The 9,853-nt window shown below is 70.8% G+C and carries 10 protein-coding genes; 9 read left to right on the top strand and 1 reads right to left on the bottom strand.

All coding sequences use genetic code 11. The features are described 5' to 3' along the window. The 8 genes from BOQ63_RS14995 (at nt 1) to BOQ63_RS14960 (ending at nt 7,317) form a co-directional block, all read left to right on the top strand. A complete protein-coding gene (locus tag BOQ63_RS14995) occupies nt 1-447 on the top strand; it encodes a hypothetical protein (protein WP_051747210.1) in 447 nt (148 codons plus the stop codon). Further along, nucleotides 434-709: an acyl carrier protein gene (locus BOQ63_RS14990; protein WP_030289289.1), complete on the top strand. Its 276-nt coding sequence runs from the start codon at nt 434-436 to the stop codon at nt 707-709. The genes BOQ63_RS14995 and BOQ63_RS14990 overlap by 14 nt, the downstream gene beginning before the upstream one ends. After that, nucleotides 706-1,701: an acyl-CoA synthetase family protein gene (locus BOQ63_RS14985; RefSeq protein WP_072654429.1), complete on the top strand. Its 996-nt coding sequence runs from the start codon at nt 706-708 to the stop codon at nt 1,699-1,701. The genes BOQ63_RS14990 and BOQ63_RS14985 overlap by 4 nt, the downstream gene beginning before the upstream one ends. Nucleotides 1,702-1,735: 34 nt before the next feature. Further along, the gene (locus tag BOQ63_RS14980; protein WP_051747209.1) at nt 1,736-3,046 is read left to right on the top strand and encodes an amidase family protein; all 1,311 of its coding nucleotides are present in this window, start codon (nt 1,736-1,738) and stop codon (nt 3,044-3,046) included. Between the two features lie 62 nt (nt 3,047-3,108). Continuing rightward, a complete protein-coding gene (locus BOQ63_RS14975) occupies nt 3,109-3,858 on the top strand; it encodes an SDR family NAD(P)-dependent oxidoreductase (RefSeq protein WP_030289283.1) in 750 nt (249 codons plus the stop codon). A 94-nt stretch (nt 3,859-3,952) separates the two neighbouring features. Continuing rightward, complete coding sequence (locus BOQ63_RS14970; protein WP_030289281.1) at nt 3,953-5,005, top strand: phenylacetate--CoA ligase family protein; 1,053 nt, start codon at nt 3,953-3,955, stop codon at nt 5,003-5,005. A gap of 60 nt (nt 5,006-5,065) precedes the next feature. Further along, a complete protein-coding gene (locus tag BOQ63_RS14965) occupies nt 5,066-6,730 on the top strand; it encodes an aromatic amino acid ammonia-lyase (protein WP_030289279.1) in 1,665 nt (554 codons plus the stop codon). Nucleotides 6,731-7,143: 413 nt separating this feature from the next. Continuing rightward, nucleotides 7,144-7,317: a hypothetical protein gene (locus BOQ63_RS14960; protein WP_167395737.1), complete on the top strand. Its 174-nt coding sequence runs from the start codon at nt 7,144-7,146 to the stop codon at nt 7,315-7,317. Nucleotides 7,318-7,593: 276 nt separating this feature from the next. Here BOQ63_RS14960 and BOQ63_RS14955 read toward each other — a convergent pair whose 3' ends face one another. Beyond that, nucleotides 7,594-8,844: a hypothetical protein gene (locus tag BOQ63_RS14955; protein WP_030289277.1), complete on the bottom strand. Its 1,251-nt coding sequence runs from the start codon at nt 8,842-8,844 to the stop codon at nt 7,594-7,596. A gap of 110 nt (nt 8,845-8,954) precedes the next feature. Between BOQ63_RS14955 and BOQ63_RS14950 the strand changes: the two genes are divergently transcribed. Next, entirely contained in the window at nt 8,955-9,650 is a 696-nt protein-coding gene (locus tag BOQ63_RS14950; RefSeq protein WP_107488505.1) for a UPF0158 family protein, read from the top strand. The last annotated feature ends 203 nt before the right edge of the window (nt 9,651-9,853 follow it).

Raw genomic sequence — 9,853 nt, 5'->3', positions numbered from 1 at the left:
ATGCCGACCGTCCATGTGACCAGCACCCCGCTGACCCCCTCCGCGCGGCTGAAGGCCGCCCTGCGCCTCACCCGGTGGCTGACGGCGCACGGCTCGAACGCCGGGCACGTGGTGGTCACCTTCCACATCACCGAGCCCATGGCGTACTTCGCCGGGGGAATGCCGCAGACCTCGTACGGCGAGAGCGAGGGCGCTGCCGGCCAGGCCCGGTGGGCGTCCGTCGTGTGTCACGTCCATCCCGACCGCGACCACGCGTACCTGACGGAACTGGCCCAGGAGATCAGGGCCGCACTGGGGCTGGACGCGGACTCCGCCCACTGCCTCGTCCGTTTCGAACCCACCCAGCCCGACCGGGTCTTCTACCTGGAATCGGGATCGATGACGAGCGCCGGCCCGCAGCCGGCCGCCCGCAGCCGAGAGAAAGGTCCCGACCATGCAGACCGCTGACCGCACGGAGATCACCACCCGCGTGCTGACCGTCCTCGAGAAGCGCTTCGGCGAGGCCGCCCGCGCGCTGGCCCAGGACGCGGACCTGTCCATGGCGCTGCCCGGATTCGACAGCCTGGCGGCTCTCGAGTTCGTCACCGCCGTCGAGGGCGAGTTCGGCATCGAGGTCGACTTCGTGGGTGACGACGTCCGCTATTCGTTCAGCACGCTCGACCGGGTCGCCGAGTACGTGCGTGAGCGGGTGGAGGACCAGCTGGCATGACGCGGACAGCCGCTCGCCAAGAGGAGATCCACTTCCGGACGTCCGGCAGCACGGGCGTCCCGCGCCACTGGTTCCGGCTGCCGCACCAGATGGAGAGCGAGGTGGACCTCATCGGCAGGCACCTGGTCGGCGTGGTCGACGAGGTCATAAACTACGCCCCGCCACGGCACCTGTTCGGTGCGCTCTTCGGCGAGTGGCTGCCACGCATGAGGCAGGTCCGGGTCCACCAGGCGTGGGCCGACCCCTTCGAGCCCTGCTCCGTCGCGCCCGGCGCGCGCGTCCTGGTCGTCTGCATCCCCATGGCCTGGGAGCTGCTGCGGCGCGGCTGGCCGGCGCTGGAGCGTGCCCGGTCGGTCGTCGCCCTGCACAGCTCTGCGACCGTGCCGGCCGCCGCGTACGAACTCGTCCGCCAGGCAAGCCCGTTGCTGCGGGCGCACGAGATCCTCGGGGCGACGGAGACCGGTGGCATCGCCCACCGGCCACTGGCTCCCGACGGGGACGGCACGCGCGAGTGGCAGGCCTTTCCCGACGTGTCCCTCGTACGGGACGCCGAGGGATCGGCAGGAGGGCCGGAGGAACTGGTGATCCGCAGCCCGCGCCTGGCCCGCCCGGAGAACGATCCACGGCCTCCGGACCGGTGGACGACGGGGGACCTGGTGGAGTTCACGGGTCCTCGTGCTTTCCGGCTCGTCGGCCGTGCCACCTCCCTGATCAAGGTGAACGGGATCAAGGTGCATCTCGCCAGGGTCGACGAACAGTTGAGCACCCGCCTGCCGGACACTGAGTGCGTCGCGCTGGCCCTCCCCGAGGACGCGCTCACCGGCGAGGGCTACGCGGTCTTCTGGACGGGCCGCCGACGGGGCGTGGAGGTCGCCGACATCAGAGCTGCTCTCCTGGGCTTCCCGAGTCCTGCGAAGATCGTGGAAATGGACCGCATTCCGCGGACCGACACCGGAAAACCGGACCGGCAAGCCCTGCTCGCAGCGCTCTGACCGGTCCGTTCAACTCACCGCAAAGGCTGATCACATGAAGCAATTCTTCACCGGTGGGGCCGGTACGGGTGCCGCCGGTGACCCGGAAAACGGGCTGGACGACATGCCGCCGGTGCTGACCGGCGCGCTGCGCGAAAGGCTGCGTCGCGCCGCCGAGGACCCCGCGTGGGGCCAGGCGTGCGCGGACGCCGGCCGGCAGTGGGCGCGCACCGCGGACGAACGCTTCCGGGCGGCCACCGAGATCCATCCGGAACGCCGGCCGCTGCTGCGGGTCGGCGTCAAGGACAACATCCACTGCCGGGACTTCGCGACCGGCGCCGGATCCCCCCGGTTCCGGGCCCATCCGCAGTGGACGGCGCCCGTACTCGACGGCGTGCCGGCCGAGTACGTCACATGCAAGACCCGGCTGACCGAGGCCACGCTCGGACTCGACGCCGGCTGCGTGAACCCGGTCGTCCCCGGGGGCTGGCCCGGCGCGTCCAGCACCGGGAGCGCCGTCGCCGTCGCCGCCAACATCTGCGACGTGGCCGTGGGCAGCGACTCGCTGGGCTCGGTGCGGATCCCGTCCGTCGCGTGCGGCGTGGTCGGCCTGCGCATGACCTACGACCCGGCCCTGCTCGACGGTGTGCTGCCCGTGTCGCCCTCGCTGGACGCGGTCGGGTGGTTCGCCAGGACCATCGACGACCTCAGGTTCGCCCTGGAGCGGTTCGACGTGCTGGAGGCCCCGGCCCGGGACGGTCGGCCGGCCCGAAGGCTGGCCCTGGTCACCGACGTCCTGGAGGACAGCGCCTGCGAACCGGGCATCCTGCGGGCGTACGAGGAGCTGACCGAGACGGCCGCCGCCCGTGGTTTCGACGTGGTGCGGATCTCCCTGGGCGACCTGTGGAAGGTCCGCTCCGCCGCCTGGGCGCTCTGCGCGCGGGAGGCCTACGAGCAGCTCACCCCGCACACCGCGGCACTGGCACCGCTCGGCGAAGACGTGCTCAACGTGCTGCGGCTCGGCGAGCGGGTCGCCCCCGAGGCCGCCGAAGAGCTGCGGCGACAGCAGCCGGCCCTCGCACAGGACCTCCGCGCCCGGCTGGACGCCGAGGAGATCGACGCCCTGCTGCTCCCCGTCTATCCCTTCGCACTGCCCACCCCGGAGTCGATCCGCACCTGGCCCATGCTCTTCCCCGACGTCCACGACCCCGCCGTGGACACCATGGCGGGATACACCCCGATAGCCAGCCTGCTGGGCTGGCCTGCCCTGTCCGTGCCGACGGCTCCGCAGGCGGGCATGCAGCTGGTGGGACGGCCGAACGCCGAGGGTGCGCTGCTGGACATCGCAGAACAGCTCTTCGGCTGAATTCCGGCACCCCCTCTTCCCTCCCTTTCTCTGCTTTCTTCGATTTCCCCAAGGAGACCCTCATGTCCAGGTTGATCGTGGTGACCGGTGCCAGCGCCGGTATCGGCAAGGCCACGGCGAAGCGGTTCGCCGAGAACAAGGACAAGGTGCTGCTGATCGGGCGGCGGGAGGACCGCCTCGCGCAGGCGGTCAAGGAGATCGAGTCGAGCGTCGAGGGCGCGGACGTCGCCCTGCTCGCCCTCGACATGTCCGACCCCGGGTCGGTCGCACGGCTCCAGGAGTACGTGAAGTCCACCGGACTGTCGGTCAGCGGCCTGGTGTGCTGCGCCGGTTCCGCCCCCCAGGCCGGGGGAGAGGACATCGACTCGGTCCTCATCGAATGGCAGGAGGCCTACCAGTCGAACGTGGTGACCTCGGTCATCGCCGTGGAAGGACTGCTCCCCGTCATGGCCGACGGCGGCAGCATCGTGCTCTACAGCTCCATCGCCGCCTACCGCGGATCGGGCGGGACGGGTGCCTACGGCGCCGCGAAGGCCGCCCTCCACTCGTACGTCCACACCCTGGCGGCGCGCTTGGGCCCGCGCGACATCAGCGCGAACGTCATCGCGCCCGGCTACTTCGCGGGCACCGACTTCTTCGGCGACCGGCTCACCACGGCGCGGGAGACCATGCTTGTCCGGCAGACCGCCCTGGGACGGGCGGGAGACCCGGCGGAGGCCGCGGAACTCGGCTTCTACCTGTGCTCCCCGGCGGGCGGCTACGTCACCTCGCAGATCTTGCAGATCAACGGCGGTTCTTACCACGGTGTGTGAGGGAAAATCAATTCCTTTCTCACGCCTCGCCCTTACCCATCTGCCATTCCCTCCTCCCTGCGCAATCCTCATCGAGAAAGAGCGGTGACACGTCATGGACACCTGTGAACAGGCCAACGAACACATCCGAGCGATGATGCGGTGGCACTTCGACCCGGCCACCGGTTCCCGGTTCTGGCTGGAGCGGCGGGACCGTCTGGGATTCGACCCGATCAAGGACGTCCGGTCCGTGGATGACCTGCTGAAGTTCCCCAATCTGGTGGACGAACTGCGGGACGTTCCGGTCGAGCACCTGATCCCCCGGGGCATCGACGCCGCGGAGAAGCCGTTCGCCGTGTACGAGAGCGGCGGAACCTCGGGCGCCCCCAAGCGTTTCGTCATGTTCGAGAACTGGTTCGACCAGTACATGGAGTGGGAGAACTCCCACTACACGGCCGACGGCGAGGGACACGCCCTGGCCGTGGCGCCCAGCGGCCCGCACATGCTCGGCGAGTACTCCAAGCGGATCGCGAACGCCCGAGGCGGCATCAGGTTCTCCATCGACCTGGACCCGCGCTGGGTGAAGCGCCTGATCGCCAAGGGCGACACCGCCGGCGCGGCCGCCTACGTCGACCACCTCCTCGAGCAGGCCGAACTCGTCCTGCGCTCCCAGGACATCGCGTTCCTGATCACCACGCCCCCGCTACTGGCCCGCATGGCCGAGCGGCCCTCGACGCGCGCCCTGATCGAGGAGAAGGTGCGGCTGGTGATCTGGACCGGGGCCCACATGGACCTCGACGCCCTGGACTACCTGTCGTCGGAGATCTTTCCCAAGGCGCAGTTCCGGGGTTCGTACGGCAGCACCTCCGTGCTCAGCGGCACGGTGCAGCGGCCCGACCCGGAGGGCGCCGGAGACGTGGTCTTCGACTCGTACGCGCCCTACGTCATCTACCGCGTCGTCGACCCCGCCACCGGCCGGCCGGTCGATTTCGGGGAGGAGGGGGCCGTCGTCATGAACTACCTCACCCGGTACGGCCTCGTGCCCAACAGCCTGGAACGTGACCTGGCCACCCGGGTGCCCAGCCCCACCGGTGCCGGAGACTCCCTGCGCAACATCCATCCCGTCGCCGAGATGGACGGCCAGAAGATGATCGAGGGCGTCTACTAGGCCGCCGGTCCTTCCGCCCGTACCCGCACCGCTCGTAACCACACTGCGAGGAGCAGCACCATGCCGTACATGTCCGGGGGCCGGCACCTCGAGCTCGACGGAGTCACCCTCTCGCCCCGCTCGGTTGCCGCGGCCGCGCGACGGGAGGGCGGGGACACCCGCGTGGGGCTCTCCGCCGGGGCAGCGGAGCGGATGCGAGCCTCCGTGGGCCTCAAGGACACGCTCCTGGCCCAGGAGATCCCGATCTACGCCGTGACCACGGGCTTCGGCGACAGCTGCATCCGGCAGATCTCGCCCGACAAGGCGGCCGATCTCCAGCGCAATCTGGTGCTCTACCACCTCAACGGCGTGGGGCCCGCGGCGGTGCCCGCGGTCGCCCGGGCGACCATGCTGATCCGGGCCAACGCGCTGGCCCGCGGTGTCTCGGCGATACGGCCGGAGGCGGTGGAGACACTGCTGGAGTGCCTGCGCCGGGACATCCTGCCGCTGATCCCTGAACGGGGTTCCGTCGGCGCCAGTGGCGACCTGGTGCCGCTGTGCTACCTGGCCGCGGCGCTGATCGGGGAAGGTGACGTCCTGCACCGGGGCACGGTCCGCCCGGCGCTCGACGCCCTGCGCGACGAGGGCATCCAGCCGCTGCGGCTCGAGCCCAAGGAGGGCATCGCCCTGATCAACGGCACCTCCTTCGCGGCGGCCTACGCGGTCCTCGCGGCCTGGGACGCTCGGGAGCTGGTCTTCGTCGCCGAACTGGCGACGGCCATGACCCTGGAGGCCCTGCGCGGCAACGCCTCGGCCCTGCACCCCTTCGTGCACGTCAACAAACCGCATCCGGGGCAGGTCGCGTCCGCCAGGACTGTGCGGACCCTGCTCGCGGGGTCGAGGCTGGCCACGTCCTTCGACGAGATCCTGATGCGCCGGGAGAAACTTGCCGGGCGCGGCTACGTCAAGCTGAACGAGAGGATCCAGGACAAGTACTCGGTGCGCTGCGCCCCGCAGATCATCGGCATCGCGCGGGACACGCTCGACTGGGTCGAGCGATGGCTGGAGACCGAAATCAACTCCGCCACCGACAACCCCCTGTTCGACGTGGACGAAGACGGTCTCCACCTCGGCGGCAACTTCTACGCGGGCCACGTCGGCCAGGCCATGGACAGCCTCAAGACCACGGTGGCGGGCCTGGCCAATCTGCTCGACCGGCAGCTCGCGCTCGTCGTGGACGAGAAGTTCAACGAGGGACTGCCGCCCAACCTGGTCGCCGCGCGCAGGCCGGACGATCCGCAGGCGGGTCTGCACCACGGATTCAAGGGGATGCAGATCGCGGCCTCCGCCGTCACCGCGGAAGCCCTCAAACAGACGGGTCCGGTCTCCGTGTTCTCCCGCTCCACGGAGGCCCACAACCAGGACATCGTCAGCATGGGCACCATCTCGGCGCGCGACGCGCGCACCGTCAACGGGCTGGTGCGCGAGATGGCGGCCATCCACCTGCTCGCCCTCGCCCAGGCGATCGAGCTGCGGGGCGTCGAACTGGCGTCGCCGGCCGTCCGAGCGGTGCACGCGCTGATCCGGAAGCACTGTGCGTTCGTCACCCACGACCGCCGGCTGGATCAGGACATCCGCGCGGTCATGGACCTGATCGAGAGCGGAAGCCTGCGTCGCGCGGCGGGCTTTGGCGAGGAGGACTTCGTCGCGGGCCGCGAGCTCGCTGCGGCCCCGCACCGTCCCTGAGAGTGCTGATACTCCGGCGATCACGCAGGGCAGGGGTGCTCGGCGGCTGCGGGGAACGTGCGGGATCGGATCCGAGCTGAGTCGACCAATCGTACGTCAGAAAGTCCCATATTTCCCTCGATTGGGACTAGGTCGTCATTGAGCGGCCGCTGGTCGCGGGGGTCAGCTCGTTCGGGATCGGTGACACCAACTGCCGTGTGATCCTGGAGGATTGGCGGGCTGGTCGAGCGCTCCGTCGGCAATGGCGGTGCCGGGGTGCTGCCCTGGGTCCTGTCCGGCCGACGGCTGGTCGTTCACCCGGGCCGCCGCCGTGCCGGTCGCTCACCTGACCGCCCTGCGCTCCCTGACCGAGCTGGGCGGCGTGCGCGCGGGCGACCCCGTCCTGATCCACGCCGGAGGCGGGCGGCGTCGGCATGGCCGCCGTCCAGCTGGCCCGGCACTTGGGCGCGGAGGTCTACGCGACCGCCAGTCCCGCCAAGTGGCCCGCCCTGCGTGAGCTCGGCGTCGACGACGACCACCTCGCCTCGTCCCGCGAGAGCGGCTTCGGCGCGGGTGGCCGGCGGATGGCGGTCGTCCGAACTCGCTGACCGGCGAGCGCGTCGACGAGTCGCTGCGGCTGCTGCGCCCCGACGGGCTGCTGGTCGAACTGGGCCGGACCGACCAGCGCGAGCCGGCCGAGGTGGCGGCGGCGCATCCCGGTGCGCGCCACCAGGCGTTCAACCTCCTCGAGCTGCCGCCCGAGCACCTCGCCCCTGTACCCGACCGGTCAGTACCGGCATCTGCTCGGCCGCGACGGTCTGGAGGCGTTCGAGCGGAGGTGGAGGGAACTGCGCGGCTGGTAGCCGGACTCGCCCGGACCGACGTCAGGGGGCCAGTCCGGCTTTGTCGAGCTTGGCGATGAAAGTGGTCTTGCGCTTGTGCTCGGTGCGGAGTTCGGTGAGATAGCGGATGAAGCCCTCGGCGTCGCCTGCTGCGGTGTGTACGGAGCGCAGGCGGCGGAGCAGTCTGACAGCGCGGTCGTAGCGGTACTGGCCGGTGTCGGTGAGCTGGGCCTGGACCAGGAAGCGGTAGGGGCCGAGCACCTCAGCGGGGCGTGCCGCTTCGCGCCGTTCGACGAGGAAGTGGAGCAGGTGGGCCCCGACATCGCCGGGGTGTGCGGCGGCGGTGGACCATGCCTCCTCGTCCAGGCCCACGCTGTCCAGAGCCTGGACGAGTTCACGCAGCCGGAGCGGGTTCTCGGTGGCCCGGGCGCGCAGTGCCTCCAAGGCTGCTGCGAGCGGCGTGGTGTCACCGACGCGGTCGCACGTGTCGGCCAGGGCACGGAAGGTGGCGGCGACGGGGTGACGGTTGAACTCGGTGACGCGCACCTCGAGCGCGGCGTCAACCTGGCCCTCATCGATGAGGAGGTCGACGAGCAGTTCGCGGAGCCTGTCGCTGTAGGGGGTGCCGGGGTGGTGGGCCAGTCCGCGCCCGGCCCAGTCGATGGCCTCGCCCGGGCGGTCGGCGTCGAGCAGGGCGCGTGCGATCTTGCGGTACTGCTCCGGGCTCTTCAGGTCCTCGGCGAGGACCGCGATGTAGTGGTCGACGTTGCCGGTGAGCTCGGCGAGCTGCTCGCGGAAGTCGCGGACGGCGAACTGGGCGCTCCACGAGTCCGAAGCGGCGCCGACGGCGCGTGCCTGGACCTGGGCGGTGATCTCGGCAGTGCCCCGCTCGCCGAGGGCGGGCGCGAACGCTCGCAGGTGGATACGGGGCCAGCCGGGGCCGTCGAACTGCGCCGCAACCAGCCAGGACGCGAGCGTCTTGGGGTTGATGGGCAGGGCCTGCTCCAACGCGCGGGCGTAGAGGTCGGTGAGTTCCCGCAGCGCATCGCCGACGATGCCAGAGGAGTCGTCCAGGTACATCAGCGCACGGGTGACCCGGTCCACGGCGGTGCGCAGCGTCCGCACGACCGTGCCGGCCCGTCGGGCGTCGACCAGCGCGGTCGCCGTCTCCAGTACCTGGTGGGCGGTTGCCTGGTACTCGCCCCGTCCGTGGTAGGGATGGCGGCGCTTGTCCCACCGCAACCTGCCCACCAGCGCGGCGAGCTCGTCCGGGGAGACCGTGTTCGAGCCCATGCGCCCCATCCCACCACATCGGCATATCCGCGAGGAGTTGGCGGACGCGCCCGTTACCTGAACGCGGACCTGGCGTTCGCCGGACCGGGTGCGCCGCTACCGTGCTGTCCATGACGGGTACGTGGAGCGAGGAGAGTCTGCGGCGGCTGCGCGCGGCGCGGCATGCCGGTGACGGGGCGGCGCTGGTCGCGCTGCTGTCGGGGCTGCCGTTCGCGGAGGTTCTGCAGCAGGTCGGAGATGCGGTCGGCGACGCGGTGACCGCGCGGGTCCCGGGGGCGGCGGACCTGGCCGAGCGGTGCATCGCCGCACTCGGTGAGCGCGACTGGGAGGGGGATGCGGAGCTGGCGCGGCAGCTTGCGGCTGCCCTGGGGCGCGGCCCGGTGCCACCGCTCAGGCCGTTGCCGGTGGATCTGGAGGAGTTGTCCGGGTTGCTGGAAGGAGACCCGGTCCTCGGTGGTGGCCGGATCGACCTGACCACAGGTGACTGCTGGCCGCAGCTGGTCGACTCCGACGAGCAGACGGAGGACGACGAGGATCCTGATCGGTGGCTGCCGGCGTGGTGCGAGGGTTCCCGGGACGGTTACCGGGACATGGAACTGTTCATCGCCACGATCGGCGACGCCGATTTCGCGGATCGCCTGGGGATCGCGATCGCCGGCCGTGGCGCGTTCCGCCGCTTCAAGGACGTGCTGGCCCGCCGTGAGGACGGGCTGCGTCGGTTCCACCTGTTCGCCGAGGAGCGGCAACGCGGCCGGGCGCGGGTCTGGCTCGCCGGGAACGGCTACCGTCCGGTGGCCCGCCCGTGACCGCGCCGCCGCGCTGTGGGGAGGACGCCATCGGAGGCTCCGGAAAGCGCGGAGCATCCCACAGTTGGGGCGTGAGGCAAATCACTCGCGAACCCCCGCTCGCGCGTCGCCTCTCACGAGGCTCTCACGGACTGGGCGTCATGAGGTGTCATCAGGCGTCGTGCGTCGCGGACGAGGTAGGCCCTGACCTGCGGGATTCGGAC

The sequence above is a fragment of the Streptomyces viridifaciens genome (genome assembly GCF_001888885.2).
GTDB lineage: Bacteria > Actinomycetota > Actinomycetes > Streptomycetales > Streptomycetaceae > Kitasatospora > Kitasatospora aureofaciens.
This window is presented reverse-complemented; position numbering and strand designations above follow the sequence as displayed.

What these genes read in the sequence shown, in the direction of transcription:
- BOQ63_RS14995 (WP_051747210.1), top strand. Translation starts at nt 1, where the DNA reads ATGCCGACCGTCCATGTGACCAGCACCCCGCTGACCCCCTCCGCGCGG.
- BOQ63_RS14985 (WP_072654429.1), top strand. Translation starts at nt 706, where the DNA reads ATGACGCGGACAGCCGCTCGCCAAGAGGAGATCCACTTCCGGACGTCC.
- BOQ63_RS14965 (WP_030289279.1), top strand. Translation starts at nt 5,066, where the DNA reads ATGCCGTACATGTCCGGGGGCCGGCACCTCGAGCTCGACGGAGTCACC.
- BOQ63_RS14960 (WP_167395737.1), top strand. Translation starts at nt 7,144, where the DNA reads ATGGCCGCCGTCCAGCTGGCCCGGCACTTGGGCGCGGAGGTCTACGCG.
- BOQ63_RS14975 (WP_030289283.1), top strand. Translation starts at nt 3,109, where the DNA reads ATGTCCAGGTTGATCGTGGTGACCGGTGCCAGCGCCGGTATCGGCAAG.
- BOQ63_RS14970 (WP_030289281.1), top strand. Translation starts at nt 3,953, where the DNA reads ATGGACACCTGTGAACAGGCCAACGAACACATCCGAGCGATGATGCGG.
- BOQ63_RS14955 (WP_030289277.1), bottom strand. Translation starts at nt 8,844, where the DNA reads ATGGGCTCGAACACGGTCTCCCCGGACGAGCTCGCCGCGCTGGTGGGC.
- BOQ63_RS14980 (WP_051747209.1), top strand. Translation starts at nt 1,736, where the DNA reads ATGAAGCAATTCTTCACCGGTGGGGCCGGTACGGGTGCCGCCGGTGAC.
- BOQ63_RS14990 (WP_030289289.1), top strand. Translation starts at nt 434, where the DNA reads ATGCAGACCGCTGACCGCACGGAGATCACCACCCGCGTGCTGACCGTC.
- BOQ63_RS14950 (WP_107488505.1), top strand. Translation starts at nt 8,955, where the DNA reads ATGACGGGTACGTGGAGCGAGGAGAGTCTGCGGCGGCTGCGCGCGGCG.